At 60.4% G+C, this 15,153-nt stretch carries 12 protein-coding genes; 6 read left to right on the top strand and 6 right to left on the bottom strand.

Annotated elements, in window-relative coordinates:
- Positions 1–43: 43 nt before the first annotated feature.
- Positions 44–2,131: a mechanosensitive ion channel family protein gene (locus AC3A5O_RS17385; RefSeq protein WP_487753482.1), complete on the bottom strand. Its 2,088-nt coding sequence runs from the start codon at positions 2,129–2,131 to the stop codon at positions 44–46.
- Positions 2,132–2,426: 295 nt separating this feature from the next.
- Between AC3A5O_RS17385 and AC3A5O_RS17380 the strand changes: the two genes are divergently transcribed.
- From AC3A5O_RS17380 to AC3A5O_RS17365, 4 genes are read left to right on the top strand one after another with little or no spacing between them, the layout of a single operon-like run.
- The gene (locus tag AC3A5O_RS17380; protein WP_122566162.1) at positions 2,427–3,353 is read left to right on the top strand and encodes a DUF72 domain-containing protein; all 927 of its coding nucleotides are present in this window, start codon (positions 2,427–2,429) and stop codon (positions 3,351–3,353) included.
- Positions 3,350–4,159: an endonuclease/exonuclease/phosphatase family protein gene (locus AC3A5O_RS17375; protein ID WP_122566161.1), complete on the top strand. Its 810-nt coding sequence runs from the start codon at positions 3,350–3,352 to the stop codon at positions 4,157–4,159. The genes AC3A5O_RS17380 and AC3A5O_RS17375 overlap by 4 nt, the downstream gene beginning before the upstream one ends.
- Positions 4,156–5,454 (top strand): cardiolipin synthase ClsB, encoded by a 1,299-nt coding sequence (gene clsB, locus AC3A5O_RS17370; RefSeq protein ID WP_122566160.1) that lies wholly within the window; start codon positions 4,156–4,158, stop codon positions 5,452–5,454. Before AC3A5O_RS17375 ends, clsB begins: the two co-directional genes overlap by 4 nt.
- Positions 5,441–6,442, top strand: coding sequence for a lysylphosphatidylglycerol synthase domain-containing protein (locus tag AC3A5O_RS17365; RefSeq protein ID WP_122566159.1), 1,002 nt, complete (start codon positions 5,441–5,443; stop codon positions 6,440–6,442). The genes clsB and AC3A5O_RS17365 overlap by 14 nt, the downstream gene beginning before the upstream one ends.
- A gap of 136 nt (positions 6,443–6,578) precedes the next feature.
- Here AC3A5O_RS17365 and AC3A5O_RS17360 read toward each other — a convergent pair whose 3' ends face one another.
- The 3 genes from AC3A5O_RS17360 to AC3A5O_RS17350 form a co-directional block, all read right to left on the bottom strand.
- The gene (locus tag AC3A5O_RS17360; protein ID WP_122566158.1) at positions 6,579–7,337 is read right to left on the bottom strand and encodes an alpha/beta hydrolase family protein; all 759 of its coding nucleotides are present in this window, start codon (positions 7,335–7,337) and stop codon (positions 6,579–6,581) included.
- Positions 7,327–8,430, bottom strand: coding sequence for a DUF3182 family protein (locus tag AC3A5O_RS17355; RefSeq protein WP_487753481.1), 1,104 nt, complete (start codon positions 8,428–8,430; stop codon positions 7,327–7,329). Before AC3A5O_RS17355 ends, AC3A5O_RS17360 begins: the two co-directional genes overlap by 11 nt.
- A 323-nt stretch (positions 8,431–8,753) precedes the next feature.
- On the bottom strand, positions 8,754–9,752 hold the full coding sequence (locus tag AC3A5O_RS17350; RefSeq protein WP_122566156.1) for a GlxA family transcriptional regulator: 999 nt from the start codon (positions 9,750–9,752) through the stop codon (positions 8,754–8,756).
- A gap of 98 nt (positions 9,753–9,850) precedes the next feature.
- Between AC3A5O_RS17350 and AC3A5O_RS17345 the strand changes: the two genes are divergently transcribed.
- Both AC3A5O_RS17345 and AC3A5O_RS17340 read left to right on the top strand, forming a co-directional pair.
- Complete coding sequence (locus AC3A5O_RS17345; protein ID WP_122566155.1) at positions 9,851–10,405, top strand: cysteine hydrolase family protein; 555 nt, start codon at positions 9,851–9,853, stop codon at positions 10,403–10,405.
- Between the two features lie 149 nt (positions 10,406–10,554).
- Complete coding sequence (locus AC3A5O_RS17340; RefSeq protein WP_305481975.1) at positions 10,555–11,178, top strand: hypothetical protein; 624 nt, start codon at positions 10,555–10,557, stop codon at positions 11,176–11,178.
- A gap of 106 nt (positions 11,179–11,284) precedes the next feature.
- Here AC3A5O_RS17340 and AC3A5O_RS17335 read toward each other — a convergent pair whose 3' ends face one another.
- A complete protein-coding gene (locus AC3A5O_RS17335; protein WP_487753480.1) occupies positions 11,285–13,669 on the bottom strand; it encodes a glycoside hydrolase family 31 protein in 2,385 nt (794 codons plus the stop codon).
- Positions 13,666–14,982 (bottom strand): MFS transporter, encoded by a 1,317-nt coding sequence (locus AC3A5O_RS17330; RefSeq protein ID WP_122566152.1) that lies wholly within the window; start codon positions 14,980–14,982, stop codon positions 13,666–13,668. Before AC3A5O_RS17330 ends, AC3A5O_RS17335 begins: the two co-directional genes overlap by 4 nt.
- Positions 14,983–15,153: the final 171 nt, after the last annotated feature.

Genomic DNA, 15,153 nt, shown 5'->3' with positions numbered 1-15,153 from the left:
TTGCTCGCGATGAGGCCATAAGCCCCACCAAAAATCTCAGCAGTCATTGAGCTTGATCAGGCAGCTCATCCCCCGCCTTCGGCTCTTCACCCAACCGCCGCGGCATCACCACCTGCTGTGGATAAGTCTGCGCAAAGTGCACCGCCGGGTGGTTATCCACAAGCTTCTTCAACTGCTGGTTGAACGCTCGGCTCACCGCATACTGCCCACCCGACACGGTGCGGAACTGCGCCGTGAGCACCACGCCATTGAGGTCCATCTTGTCCACGCCGAACACATCCAGCGGCCCTTGCAGGTTGAACTTGAGGAACGGGTCTTCGGCGATCGAACGCCCGGCTTCGCGAATCAACTCGATGGCCTCGTCCACGTCGGTGTCGTAGGTGAACTGTACGGAGAAGAATGCAAAGGCGAATTGCCGGGACTGGTTGGTCACGGCCTTGATCTGGCCGAACGGCACCGAGTGCACGAACCCCTTGCCGTCGCGCAGGCGCAGGGTGCGGATGGTCAGGCCTTCGACGGTACCGGCGTGGCCCGAGCTGAGCACCACCCAATCGCCGATGGACAGCGTGTCTTCGATGATGATGAACAGCCCGGTGATCACGTCCTGCACCAGTTGCTGCGAGCCGAAACCGATCGCCAGCCCCACCACCCCGGCACCGGCCAGCAACGGCGCGACGTTGATACCCAGGTTGGCCATGGTGGTGATGGCGCAGATCACCACCAGGATGATTTTCGCCGCGTTACGCAACAGCGGCAGGATGGTCTTGACCCGGGTGCTGGGCTGGCGGGCCCCGCGCTTGTTCAGCGGCGGCTTCAAGGCTTCCTGGATCGCCGTGTCGAGCACCACCCACGTGAGCCAGGTCACCAGGAAGATCAGGCCGATGCGGCTCAAGGAATCGCTGATCGCCCGGCCTATGGCATTGCGCGAGGCGAACTCGAACAGGGAAATGCCCCAAATCCGTCCGAGGACTTCAATGAATACCACCGCCATGACGATCCGCAACAAGGCGTGCAACAAGCTCAACAGCCGCCCCTTGTAGGCGCTGTTGCGCTGGATGGCCTCGGCCTTGGGCGACTTGAAGACATGTTGGAACACCGTGCTGAGGAACACCGTGGCGATCAGCAGGATGGTGGTGAACAGCGCACAGCGCAGGGCTTTCTGGTTGTCCTCGCCGACACCGATCAGGCTCACCGCCGACACCAGCACCATCAGCAGGATCGGCCAGTACCAGAGCCCGGAAAAGATCCGCAGCGACTCCTGCAAGGCCGGCTGTTTCAAGCGCTGGGCCAGTGGGCGGTTGCGGATCAGGTGCGCCACCGGGCGGCGCATGTGGATCACCAGCCAGCCAAAGATCATCGATGCCGACAACCCGGTGAACACCGCGATGCTGCTGGTGATGTTGCCGCCCAGTTGCCGGGCGATCTGCGGGCTGGTGAGGGCATCGCTGAGGGCGGCGAGAAAGCCGATCATGAACAACGGTCGGGGGCTGAAGCGCCGAATCATCGCCACCGCCCGGCGTTTGTGGCCGGCGTTGAACATCACGATCACGCACAGCAACACCGAGGTGGAAAAAATGCCGCTGCTGGTGGCGTAGGCGAAGCACAGCGCCAGGGCGCGACCGACCGAGACTTGCAGAAAGTGACTGACGTAGAGGGTCAGCGGCAGGCAGGCCACCGCCGGCAAGGTATAGGGCAGCAGATAACCGAGCAGGTCGTGTACGCGCTGGCGGGTACGCAACCAACGACGCCGACCGAGACGTCGCACCAGCAATCGCGCACCGGCCCATAGCAGCGCAAACGCTCCCAGCCACACGCCGGAGAGCAACAGGAAATCCCCTGCCACACGCCAGGACGAACGGGACGTCTGGTCTACCAGCCGGTCCACCTCATCCGCCGCCCGGTCCGCCCGCAGGCGCCAGGCATCCACCAGGCTCTGGTTGAGCTCGAGTTTGTCCTGGACGTCGTCGATGCTCGAACTGATGGCCCCCAATAAACCGCCCTGCACCAGCGGCGCGGGCTCGGCGGGTGGTTCATCGGGCTTGGCGGTGCCAGGGACGGCGGCGGTCCCGTAGGCGCTGGTGCCGGACAGGGCCAGCAGGAACAGCAGCAATACAGTGCTCAATCGAGACAAAACGCGAGGCTCCTTCACACGGGATCGGTAAGGAACTGATCAATAACGGGCCGGCAAGTTCGCTCGAAGGGTCAATACACCCCCTGTGGCAGGGATTTATGTGGGAGCAAGGCTTGCCCGCGATGCAGGCGCTGCGGTCTTTCAGAGATCGAGGCGCCCCCATCGCGAGCAAGCCTTGCTCCCACACAACGGGGAACGCCCCTCCACCGCCGGGCACTCCATCGAAACTTTCCAGCACGCGCGGCGGTCATCAAAAGACACAGGCGGTACGAGGTCATTGGCACGGGAGGGATACATGACGGCGATCCACATTGGCATTTCCGGCTGGCGCTATACACCTTGGCGGGGGGATTTCTACCCCAAGGGACTGATCCAGAAACGGGAATTGCAATTCGCCTCGCGAGCGGTCAACAGTATCGAAATCAATGGATCGTTCTACGCCCTGCAACGCCCCGAACGGTATGCCCAGTGGTATGCCGAGACACCGCCCGGCTTCGTGTTCAGCGTCAAGGCCCCGCGTTTCATTACCCACATCAAGCGCCTGCGGGATATCCGCAAGCCTTTGGCCAACTTTTTCGCCTCCGGCGTGCTGGAACTCAAGGAGAAACTGGGGGCGATCCTCTGGCAGTTCCCGCCCAGCTTCAAATTCGACCCCGAGCTGTTCGAAGACTTCCTCAAGCAATTGCCCCACGACACCGAAGGCGCCGCCGCCCTGGCCCGCGAGCACGAGCCGCGCCTGGACGGCCACGCCAGCACCACGACTGACAAAAAGCGCCCACTGCGCCACGCCGTGGAAATCCGTCACGAAAGTTTTATCGACCCGCATTTCATCACGTTGCTCAAGCGTTACGACGTGGCCCTGGTGATCGCCGACACCGCCGGCAAATGGCCCTATCGCGAAGACGTCACCAGCGATTTCGTCTACCTGCGCCTGCACGGTGCCGAGGAACTGTACGCCAGCGGCTACACCGACGAGGCGTTGAAGCGCTGGGGCGACCGGATCGAGGCCTGGAGCCACGGCAAGCAGCCGAGCGACGCGCACCTGATCGACCCGGACAAGAAACCACGGGCACGCAAAAGCCGGGAAGTGTTCTGCTATTTCGACAACGACATCAAAGTCCGCGCGCCCTACGACGCACGTCATTTGCTGGAGCGCTTTCATCTGGACAAGGACCTGGCCACCACGCCCGGCGAACGACCGGCCGAAGGGGTGTTGCCATGAACCGTCCGGAACACACCGAAGCGGCCCATGAGCCGACCCAACAACGGCCCCGGGACCTCGACCGGGTCAACCGTTTCACCGTACTGACCGTCAACACCCACAAGGGCTTCACCGCCCTGAACCGGCGCTTCATCCTGCCGGAACTGCGTGAAGCGGTGCGCAGTGTGTCCGCCGATGTGGTGTTTTTGCAGGAAGTCCACGGCACCCACGAGCACCATCCCCAACGCTACAGCAACTGGCCGAGCATGCCGCAATACGAATTCCTCGCCGACACCCTCTGGCCACAGTTCGCCTATGGTCGCAACGCGGTGTACCCGGCGGGCGACCATGGCAATGCGTTGTTGTCGAAATTCCAGATCATCCGCCACGACAACCTGGACGTGTCCATCAGCGGCCATGAAAACCGCGGCATGCTCCACAGCGTGCTGCGCCTGCCGGGCGATGGACAGGATGTGCATGCCATCTGCGTCCACTTGGGGCTGCGCGAAGGTCATCGTGTCGAGCAACTCAAGCTGCTTTGCCAGCGCGTGAGCGAATTGCCGCCCGACGCACCGGTGATCGTCGCTGGCGACTTCAACGACTGGCGCGGCAAAGCCAGTGAACTGCTCGAGCCCTGCGGCCTGCGGGAAGTGTTCGCCGAACAGTGGGGCAAACCGGCCCGCAGTTTTCCGGCCCGCCTGCCGATCCTGCGCCTGGACCGCATCTACGTGCGCAACCTCAAGGCCCGTCATCCCAAGGTATTGAACGTACGGCCCTGGTCGCACCTTTCCGACCACGCACCGCTGTCGGTGGAGATCGAATTATGAGCGCGACGATGGACAAAGCGACCGTGGAACAGGTCGACACGACGCCCACCGAACGCAACCCGGCGCTGGCCGATATCGAATACGGCTGGCACGGCAACAATCGCGTCACGCTGCTGGAAAATGGCGAGGAGTATTTCCCCAGGGTCTTCGAGGCCATTCGCCGGGCCGAGACAGAAATCCTTCTTGAGACCTTCATTCTGTTCGAGGACAAGGTCGGCTACGAACTGCGGGACCTGCTGGTGGAAGCGGCCCAGCGTGGCGTGCGCATCACCGTCAGCCTCGATGGCTTCGGCTGCGGTGAGTTGACCACCGATTTCCTGGCCTCGTTGAGCGACGCCGGGGTGCGTTTGCAGATGTTCGACCCTGCGCCCCGGCACTTGGGGATCCGCACCAACTGGTTTCGCCGCCTGCACCGCAAGATTGTGGTGGTGGACGGGGTGATTGCGTTCATCGGCGGGATCAATTTTTCCGCCGACCACCTGGGGGATTTCGGCCCCGAGGCCAAGCAGGATTATTCCGTGGAAGTCAAAGGCCCGGCAGTGGTGGATATCCATCACTTCGCGCTGTTGCAGAGCGGCCGCCCCGCCCGGGCCAAATACTGGTGGCAACGCCGCCGCAGCCGTCGCAACGAGCTGGCGTTCAGCGACCATGACGGCCAGGTGCGCCTGGTCTACCGGGATAACCACGAGCATCAGACCGACATCGAAGAGGTCTACCTGCAAGTGCTGCGCAGCGCCCAGCGGCGGGTGGTGATCGCCAACGCCTATTTCTTCCCCGGCTACCGATTACTGCGCGAGATCCGCAACGCCGCCCGGCGCGGCGTGGAGGTGCGGCTGATCCTGCAAGGGCAGCCGGACATGATGATCGCCAAGCTCGCGGCGCGGATGCTCTACGACTATCTGCTCAAGGCTGGCGTGACAATCTATGAATATTGCGAGCGGCCGCTGCACGGCAAAGTGGCCCTGGTGGATGAGGACTGGAGCACCGTCGGTTCGAGCAACCTCGACCCGTTGAGCCTGTCGCTGAACCTGGAAGCCAACGTGCTGATCCGCGACCGGACGTTCAACCGCGAGCTGTTCGAACGCCTCGACCACCTGAGTCGCGAACACTGCACCGCCATGCCTGAAAACCATGCGCCGCGGGGCCTGCTGTGGCGCATGACCATCGGTTTCATGGTGTTCCACTTTTTGCGCCATTTCCCGGCCTGGGCCGGCTGGCTGCCGGCCCATAAACCGCGTCTGAAACCTTTTTCGCCGCCGACGGCGGTCCGGAGCGAACCCCATGAACCACTCTGAAGCGCACACCGCGCCGAGAGATGCCCATGCGCCGGAACAGGCCAAGCCCAAATCCCGCTGGAGCCGCTGGAAAAGACCGCTGACCCTGGCGTTTTTCCTGCTGCTGATTGTACTGTTCACGGCCTTGGCCCGGCGTATCGATTGGTCCGAAGTGTTGGCCACCCTGGCCGATTTCAAGGTGCGTACCTTAATCATCGCCGCCGCGCTGACCGTCACCAGCTTCATCACCTATGCCTGCTTCGATCTGATCGGACGCACCTACATCCGCCAGAAACTCGGTTGGCGGCAGATCTTGCCGGTGGGGGTGATCAGTTATGCCTTCAACCTCAACCTCAGCGCCTGGGTCGGTGGCATCGCCATGCGCTATCGGCTGTATTCGCGGCTGGGGGTCAGCAGCGGGAACATCGCCAAGATCCTCGGCCTGAGCCTGGCCACCAACTGGTTCGGCTACATGACCCTGGCCGGTGTGGTGTTCAGCAGCGGCCTGGTGACCATGCCACCGGGCTGGAAACTCAGCAGCGACGCGCTGCAAGGTGTCGGCGCGCTGTTGTTGCTGGTGAGCGCTGGTTATCTCGTGGCCTGTCGATTTTCCAAGCGTCGGGCCTGGACGATTCGCGGCATGGAAATCAACCTGCCGTCGCTGCGCATGGCGGTGCTGCAACTGGCGTTGGGTGCGCTGAACTGGTCGTTGATGGCGGCGGTGATCTTCACCTTGCTGCCCAGCAAACTGGATTACCCGGTGGTACTCGGGGTATTGCTGATCAGCAGCATCGCCGGGGTCATCACCCACATTCCGGCGGGGCTTGGGGTGTTGGAAGCGGTGTTCGTTGCCCTGCTGCAACATGAGGTATCGCGGGGCAGCCTGTTGGCGGGGCTGATCGCTTACCGGGCGATCTATTTCATCCTACCGTTGCTGATTACCGTGGTGATGTACCTGGTGATAGAGGCGAAGGCCAAGGCGTTGCGGGTCAAGCCCGGGCTCAAGTGATGGGTTGCCTGGACTGGCCCCATCGCGAGCAAGCTCGCTCCCACAGGGGATGTGTAGGGTTCGAAATATTGAGTTCACACAGGTCCATTGTGGGAGCGAGCTTGCTCGCGATGAGGCCCCCACAGACACCCCACGATCACCGCGCCTGAATAATGCTCAACCGCTCTCCCACCACCATTTCCGTGATCCAGTCCACCAGGATCGAGGTGTAAGCCTGCTGTGACACGGGGTCGCTCAGGGCATGGTCGGCGCCGTCGATGATCCGGTGCGTCAGCGAATGGGTCTGCTGGCACGCCGCCCGGTAGCTCATGATCGTGGCGTGGGGCACATAGGTATCGGTCTCCGATTCCACCAGCAACACATCGCCGGTGAACTGCGAGCACGCGTGCAAGGCGCGATTGGTGCCCGCGTGCACCAGGGTACTGCGGTAATCCAGCAGGTCAGTCTTGTCCAGGTCGCGCTTGGGCGTGTGCCATTGCTCGTCGCGGTACAGCGCCGGGACCCGCAGGGCCAGCCAGCGCACCGGGCGCAGCGACGTCAGGATCGAGGCCAGGTAACCGCCATAGCTGGTACCCACCACGGCAATCGCCGAGGTATCCAAGGCTGGGTGCGCGAGCAGGCGGTCGTATGCCGCCAACAGATCCCGCAAATTGTCCTCACGGGTGACCCGCGACAACGGGATACCCGCCCCGCCGGTGTGCCCGCGCAAGTCGAAGGTCAGGCACACGCAACCGAGGCCGGCGATGCCTTTGGCCCGTTCCAGGTCCCGCTCTTGACTGCCGCCCCAGCCGTGTACGAACAACACGCCTGGTACCTTCGATTTGGGACTCAGGAAGGTCCCATTCATATGCTCGTCATCAATTGCAATCTGGATCGTTTCGCTTCTAGCCGTCATAGGATTGAACCGTTACGTATTTGAGTAGGAAATCACCATTTTCCGCCGCGCCGCGATACACCTCCCTGGCGCCGGCTGGCAGCGGTTGGTCGAGGTAGGTCTCCACCGAGGACACTCGCACCGCGCTGGTTTCAGGCGTTTCGACGAACACCTGCAATGCCGCCAGTTCGGCGCTGCTGGCCCCGCCCATGCGCCACGACTGTTCCAGCACACCGCCACGGGGCTGGCCAGCGGCATCCAGTCCCTGGGCGATGTCGTAATTGCGCCGCGACGCGAAAAAGCTCGGGAAGGCCTGGTTGGCGGCGTCATCGAACACTTGCGCCAACCGCACCGCTTCGCGCACATCGTCGGGCAGTTCGAGCCTGAGCAACTCGATATAGCCGCCCTGCACCACCAGCAGGTCCGACCCGCCGTACACTTCCACCCCTTCGCTGTCGTGGGTCAGGTGTTGCACGCCGCAGTAGCTCAGGACCTTGCCGTTGATGAAGCTCTGGCCAACGCTCTGGGTCTTGACCTCGTTGAGGTGCTGTTCCAACACCACCCCTTCACCAAACAACGCCTGGGCGTCAGGCGCGGCGACGATTTCATCGAATTGCGCCAGGCTCTTGATCAGCCGTTGGCCGCGTCCGGCACAGGCATGGATCGGCTTGATGCGGATCGGCCCGGTGTAGAGCAAATGTTCGGCGGCCGGGCGGGCGTCCTTGAGCGAAAACACCGTCACGCCATCGAGCACTGCGCCTCGGGTGAGCTTGGCAAACAGCGGCGACCAGCCTTTGGGGGCCTCGGCGTCCTTATTCAACAGACCGTGGGTAATCGCCTTGGTGCAGATAAAATCATGCTCGACATAGCCACCCCACACATCCTCCGGCCCCTTCACCCCCAGGCGCATCAAGGCTTCTGTGCCGATCAGGGTTTGCGTGGGCAACAGATAAAGATCGTGACCGGACTGGGGGTCATGACTGTCGCCGTACGCCCATCCCAGGATCTGTGCCAGCCACTGGGCCAGTGCACGGTTGGTCTCGACCTCATGGCGCGGCGCTTGTGGATTGACCGAATAGGCCACGACCCGTTTGTTGCGATTGACTGATGTCATGCGGTGCCCTTTTTCCTGCGCTCGATGGCTTTGGACAAGGGAGGTGCAGAGATCAGGCCAACGAGGTGAAGGGCGATGATGGTCAGCCAAGCGGGCGGATTGTGAGCAGTTGATAGCACCGAGCCTGTTTCATTCTGCACGACATACGGCCGGCATCTGGCAAATTGCACGATGGCGGGCTACATACGCAGCCCTCTGTGGCGAGGGGATTTATGTGGGAGCAAGGCTTGCCCGCGATGAAGGCGCTGCGGTCTTTCAGAAATCGAGGCGCCTGTTCGCGGGCAAGCCTTGCTCCCACATAAATCCCCCTCGCCACAAAGGAGTCACTGCTGCTTTGAAGAACCCGGCGGGCTTACCCCAAACCTCGCCCGATAATCACTCGGCGCCAACCCGGTGATTTTCCTGAACGTCGCGCGAAAGGCACTGGGGTCCTGGTAGCCAACGGTCCAGGCAATGTGGTCGATGGTGCCATTGGTGAACTCCAGCATTTCCCGGGCCTTGCCAACCCGCAGGTGCTGGCAGTACTCGGTGGGCTTGAGCCCGGTGGCGGCACGGAACCGGCGCAGGAAGGTGCGCTCTTCCAGCCCGGCCCTTTCGGCCATCGCGCCGAGGGAAACCTCCACCGCACCGTTGCTTTGCAACCAATGCTGGACCTTGAGAATCGCCCCGTCGCCATGGCCAAGGATGGGCGCGAAGTTACTGCCGCACTGGCTCGCGCTGTCGCTGTGCTCGATCACCAGGAATTGCGCGGTGCGCGTGGCAATGCTGGGCCCGAGCAGGCGGTCCACCAGGCGCAGCCCCAGTTCCGACCAGGCCATCAGCCCGGCGGTGGTGATCAGGTCGCCGTCGTCGACAATCGGTTTGTCGGCGTTGAGCTTGATCTTCGGGTAACGGGCGGCGAAATCCTTGGCGGAGGTCCAATGGGTGGTGGCGCTGCGCCCATCGAGCAGGCCGCTTTCAGCCAACAGGATCGAGCCGACACACACACCGCCCAGCACGGTGCCGCCCGCATGCTGCGCACGCAACCAATCCATCAGCGTTGGCGAGGCCAGGTCGTCGTCGAAACCGGCGAGGGACGGCGGAATCAGCAACGCCACCAACGGGCCCGCCGGGCCGGTTTCGCTGTCGAACACCCGCCGCGGCGTCTCGCCGTTGTCGGTCTGCCAGTGACTGACCCGCAACCGTGGCAATGGTGCACTGGCGTGCTCGGCCGCGATCCGCTGGGCCACGGCGAACAGATCGGTCAAGCCATGCACCGCCGCCATTTGCGCGCCGGGGTAGATGAGCACCCCAAGCTCGGCGACTGCCCTTTGTTGCGCCATTGTCAGTTTTCCCTCGCTTATTGTCGTTGCGGCCAATCCTCGACCCGGCGGTAAACGCCAATACTGGCGCCCTACCCCACCTGATCAAGGAAGCCCTCATGTCCAAGCAAGCGCTCATCGTAGTCGATATCCAGAACGACTACTTCCCCCAGGGAAAATGGCCACTGGTCGGTGCCGACGCCGCCGCTGATAACGCCGTACGGTTGATCGAAGCCTTTCGCCAGGCTGGCAACAGCGTGGTGCACATCCGCCACGAATTCACCTCCGACGACGCGCCCTTCTTCTCCCCAGGCTCCGAAGGCGCACAATTGCACCCCAAAGTGCTCAACCGCGCCGACGAACCGGTGGTCCTCAAGCACTTCGTCAATGCGTTTCGCGAAACCGAACTGCAAGCCCTCCTCACCCAGCACGGCATCGAGCAACTGGTGGTGGTCGGCAGCATGAGCCACATGTGCGTCGATGGCGTGGTGCGGGCAGCGGCGGACCTGGGCTACGGCGTTACGGTGATCCACGATGCCTGCGCCACCCTCGATCTGGAATTCAACGGCGTCGTTGTACCGGCCGCCCAGGTGCACGCGGCGTTCATGGCGTCGCTGGGGTTTGCCTACGCGAGTGTGGTGAGCACCGAGCAATTTCTGACGACCAGCCGCTGAGGTGCAATCCCACCCCAATGGCCGGCAAAGGGAACCGCGCTTCGAGTACCAAAGCGCGGTTTTTATTTGCTTGCGATGACTGACGCGACTAGTCGTCGCTGGGCAATCACGATAAGAATGGCCGGGTATTTTTCCCAAGAGCCAGCCGCATGAAACGCAAACGCCCGCTGCGCCTGGTTGAATCTCCCTTCCTGACCGACACTGCGGCATCGGCGCCACGGCACCCATCTACGTGGGATTGCTCAAGCGAAGCATCCAGGCCGGGATACCTGGGTACCATGCTGTATGCCGTGGTGGTGTTGCTGGCATTGCCGGTCTACGGACTCGCCGTGCTATCGATGGAGCTGTTTCATGTCGGACAAGGCCTGTCGCCCATTCACACAAGCGTGATCGAAGATCCCCTGTTTTTAGTCCTCATGTTCATCAGCGCATTCGTCGCCGTCTGCATGCTCAACTGGCTCGCCTCCGGGCCTGAAGTGCTTGGCTTCTGCTTTGATGAGCGCCAGCAACGCCTGACCTTCACCCAACGCCGCCCTGCCCGACCAACCACCGAAGAATGCGTGCCGTACAGTGACATCCATTCCATCCGGCCTTACATAACGACCGCTTCCGCCAACGTTTGTCACTTTGAGGTGTGCTTCGCCGGAGCCAATGGCAAACCGATCGCACTGCGGTTTGGGGATGTAACGGTGCGGGACATGGCGTTCCATGCCGAGTGGTTGAGACGGTCGATTGGCGAGAGGATGCAGGAGGTATTGGATCTGGATTTGTGAGCTGAGGCAGGGAAACTCGTATGCACGGTTCCTAGGAGATATGAAAGCCTCCGATGCCCCTTGGATTTGCCCTCCCGAACTGGGAGGGCAAAGATTTCTCAGGTGATCAATGAAGTTCATGCTCCGCAATGTCGGCCAATTTTAAAGCCCAGCCGCTATGGCCGTTGATTCGCAGGGTTCTCGCGTCCGCTCCCTTCAAGGACACCTCGAGCTGCTCCCACGCCGGACAAAAATCCCCCGTTTTAGAGATCTTCAAATCAATGAAGTCCAGACCATATTCAATGGACCATCTGATCTCCAGGCTATTGCCGTTTTTCCAGCCATGACTGATGCCGTCATCTTCAAATAACACGCCGCTGGAGGTGCCTGAAGGTGCAGGAAAAATCACCAGCTCGCGACGTCGATCAAGCGAGGGATCGTTAAGCTTGTGGCACTCACCGGTCGCTATCGCAGCGCCCCCTCGCACTAACAATGGCAAACGTTCCAAAGGCGCATCCAGCGAAACGTACTGGCCGCCTTCGTACCAGTCACCGGTGTGCCAGTCGCACCATCCGGTCGTGTTCAGGGGTAGCCACACCTCGCGCTCGCGTGCGCCCTCCTCTACAACGCTGGCGACGAGAACGTCTCGACCCAGAAGGAACTCGTCGTTTTCCTTGAACGTTTGAAGGTCGTGCTCGTGGTCAAGAAACGTAGGTCGCAAAATGGGCTCATCTTCGTGACTGGCTTGCCACAGCAAGGTATAGAAATAAGGCATCAACCTATATCTGAGGCCAATAGCGTCACGGACCGCATCGGTGACCGTTGGATGCATCCATGGCTCATTGACGGTGCCATCGTCGTTCCAGGAGTGAATGGTGAAGCGCGGGTGCATCACACCATTCTGGACCCAACGGACAAACAGCTCGGGATCCGGTTTATTACCGGAGAACCCACCCACGTCGTGCCCCACGTTGTACAACCCCGACAGGCTCATGCCCAGGCCCATGCGGGTGTTGTAGCGAAGAGTTTTCCAGTTGGTTCGGTTATCACCGCTCCAGGTCTGAACATAGCGCTGCATGCCAGCGCAACCTGAGCGTGAGATGAGGTAGGGCCGCTCTGACGGGCAGAAGCGCTGTTGGGCCTCTAAAGACGCTCTCATCATCAGCAATGCCATGACGGGCCGGATATGTTTGATTGCTATCTCGCGCCCAAAGCCTTGGCAGCGCGCCTCGCCGTCCCACACTTCGAATTCATTGTTATCGTTCCATGTAGATTCAATGCCCAGTTCCAAAAGCTGTGACGTGACATTTGACTGCCACCAACTGACAGCGTCCGGGTTGGTGAAGTCCAGATGAGAGCCCTCATCGTCCCAGAAGACCGACCGCTCTGGCCTGTTGTGCTCAGAGTCGGTAATGAACATCTTTTGCTTGGCCACCTCGGCGTAGCGCGGGTGGTCCTGCAGCAGACAAGGCTTTATGTTGGCAATCAGCCTGACGCCGGCCTCTCGGTAGGCCTGGGCCAGCGCCTTGGGGTCCGGGACTTTTTCATGGTTCCAGTTGAACACATAGCGCTTTTCGCCAATGGAGGTGTACCCGGATGACAGTTGAAAAGAGTCACAAGGAATATCGTGCTGACGGCACAGATCAAGAAACTCCAGCAACTGTTCCTGAGCATTTTCGGCGTCGGTGTAATGCATGGTTGAGCCGCTGTAGCCCAGGCTCCATTTAGGCAGAAACAAGGTGCGTCCGGTCAGACGAACGAAAGCCTTCGTCACATCCAGTATGCGCGGGCCTGCAAGTACCCAGTAGTCGAGGTCGCCGGCCTCCGCTTTGTACCGACGATAGGGCCGGTGATAGTTATCCAGCTCGTTACCCAGATCAAACAGGCTGGTGTTCAGGTTGTCATAAAACATCCCGAAGCTGGCGTGTTCCTGGTGCGTGATGACAAAGGGAATATGCTTGTACAGCGGGTCGGTGCTCGCAGCGTCATATCCCATTGCATCCAGGTTACGCATTTCAAAACGTCTGCCGGTGCGGTTCAGATCGCCGGTTTTTTCGCCGAGCCCGTAGTAGCGATGTTCAGGCGCGCGAAGCTGGTAGTGCTCCAGGCCTTCACCATGAGCGTCAAGCGAATAGGCACCGGTGGGCCGATCCGAGACCAACGGCCTCCAGGCCTGGCCATCATGGTATTCCCACTGTAACCACAGCGGCTGATGCACAGTGATGCGTAGTTTTTGGGTGGTGAGCACCAACCGGTCCTGAAGCGTTTCGACCCGGTACGCGGGCAAAGAGAAATCCGCTACCGACTCGCGGGCCCGGCCCTGCCAGGCGACGTCCTCCCGGGGCGCAATGCTCCAGGTCCGATCCAGTGCCAACGCGCCTGCACGCATAAGCAGAACACGCGCCAAACCGTCTTCAAGGATATAGATTCGAAATAGATGCCGGCCCTCAACCAGCAGCTCGATGTAGCCTTTTTCCTGGGCCTGTAACGTCCAGACTTTAAGTGACTTCATTGTGCACGCACCGCTTTAGGTTTGGACGCTCTGTCTGCGATAAACAAAATCATGAAAAACGCACCTATAAAATCAAAGAGCCCCATTGCAATGAACAATGGGTTGAATCCTATTTTGTCCACGCTGACACCGATGATCAGCGAGAAAATAAAGCTGGCAATCCACGCGCATGAGCCTCGCATTCCGTTCACAGTCGCCAACTCATCCCGATCGAACGTTTCGACGACCAGTGCACTTAACATGCAGGAAATAATCTGGTGGCCAAAACCGCCGACTGAAATAAGCGCAATCGCAACATAAGGGTCTTGCACCTGTGTCATCACGGCTAACGAAAACATCAGGAAGGCGCCGGTGATTGAACTGGCGACGATCGAGTTCACCCGGGTGCATTTGAAAAAACGATGGTAAGCGCGTGATAGATAACCGCTGGCGATACTGCCCAGATCCGCCGCCAGAAACGGAACCCAGGCAAACAGTACGATTTGCTTAAGGTCCATTCCTCTTTCGTTGGCCAGATACAGCGGCACCCAAAAACTCATGACGGCCCATGCTGGTTCTGCCATGAAGGCGGGAAGCGCGATACCGTAAAATCGCTTGTCCCGGCCAATCTTTTTCAACGCTTTAAAGAACGGCATCTGCTGGCCGATTTTTTCGCCGTCTTGTTGGATGTGCTTCAACTCATTGGGCGACAAGCGCGGGTGGATATTGGGGGCGTGGTAGAGCCATCCCCAGACGGCAGCCCATACCAGTCCGATCCCCCCGGAGATTAGAAATGCGCCCTGCCAGCCCAGCGATACATGAGCCAGATAGATGATGGGAGGGGCGAGCATCGCCCCCAAAGAAAAGCCAACCCCCGCCCAGCCCGCGGCGATAGGTCGTTCTTTTTTTGGAAACCAGTCCCCTATCGCCTTGGCATTGGCGGGTGTCGCCGCAGCCTCCGAAGCGCCCATAAAAAAACGCAGAATCGCCAGATGCACCCAACTCGCAGCCCCAGCATGAAGAAGGCACATCACTGACCATACGACGGCGCATATCACGAAGCCGAGCTTGAGCCCGATCGCATCGATCAACCACCCGCAGATGGGTTGGAAAACCGTATAAGCCAGTTGGAAAGAGGCGACCACCCACGAGTATTGTTCAGTCGACATGCTGAACGTGGTTTTCAGTTCCGGGGCCAAGATGCCTAATGAGTTGCGGGTTATATAGTTGACAGTGACGCCGAGCAAAAACAGGGAAAGCATCCACCAACGCAGATGCGGGATGAATTTTAGCTTGGCCGAAAGTCGAGCATTGCGTTCGATATCGATAGTCATCAAGTCTTCGCCTGTCACCGGATTTTCCGGCGTTTTGTTTTTATTTGAGGCTTGACGCTATGGCACCTGCTCATGATTCGTACAGAAGCAAGCGTGTATAAATTTACATTCTCCTCCACCACAGCCAGGTAGAAATCCATGGACGCTAGGATTGGTGGCCCGTTTCTGCTA

This window comes from Pseudomonas sp. Soil_N_39 (genome assembly GCF_057655955.1).
This window is presented reverse-complemented; position numbering and strand designations above follow the sequence as displayed.

Bases quoted from the DNA above. Each gene is read 5' to 3' on its own strand.
- AC3A5O_RS17380 (WP_122566162.1), top strand. From the start codon at position 2,427: ATGACGGCGATCCACATTGGCATTTCCGGCTGGCGCTATACACCTTGG.
- AC3A5O_RS17375 (WP_122566161.1), top strand. From the start codon at position 3,350: ATGAACCGTCCGGAACACACCGAAGCGGCCCATGAGCCGACCCAACAA.
- clsB (WP_122566160.1), top strand. From the start codon at position 4,156: ATGAGCGCGACGATGGACAAAGCGACCGTGGAACAGGTCGACACGACG.
- AC3A5O_RS17365 (WP_122566159.1), top strand. From the start codon at position 5,441: ATGAACCACTCTGAAGCGCACACCGCGCCGAGAGATGCCCATGCGCCG.
- AC3A5O_RS17360 (WP_122566158.1), bottom strand. From the start codon at position 7,337: ATGACGGCTAGAAGCGAAACGATCCAGATTGCAATTGATGACGAGCAT.
- AC3A5O_RS17355 (WP_487753481.1), bottom strand. From the start codon at position 8,430: ATGACATCAGTCAATCGCAACAAACGGGTCGTGGCCTATTCGGTCAAT.
- AC3A5O_RS17350 (WP_122566156.1), bottom strand. From the start codon at position 9,752: ATGGCGCAACAAAGGGCAGTCGCCGAGCTTGGGGTGCTCATCTACCCC.
- AC3A5O_RS17345 (WP_122566155.1), top strand. From the start codon at position 9,851: ATGTCCAAGCAAGCGCTCATCGTAGTCGATATCCAGAACGACTACTTC.
- AC3A5O_RS17340 (WP_305481975.1), top strand. From the start codon at position 10,555: ATGAAACGCAAACGCCCGCTGCGCCTGGTTGAATCTCCCTTCCTGACC.
- AC3A5O_RS17335 (WP_487753480.1), bottom strand. From the start codon at position 13,669: ATGAAGTCACTTAAAGTCTGGACGTTACAGGCCCAGGAAAAAGGCTAC.
- AC3A5O_RS17330 (WP_122566152.1), bottom strand. From the start codon at position 14,982: ATGACTATCGATATCGAACGCAATGCTCGACTTTCGGCCAAGCTAAAA.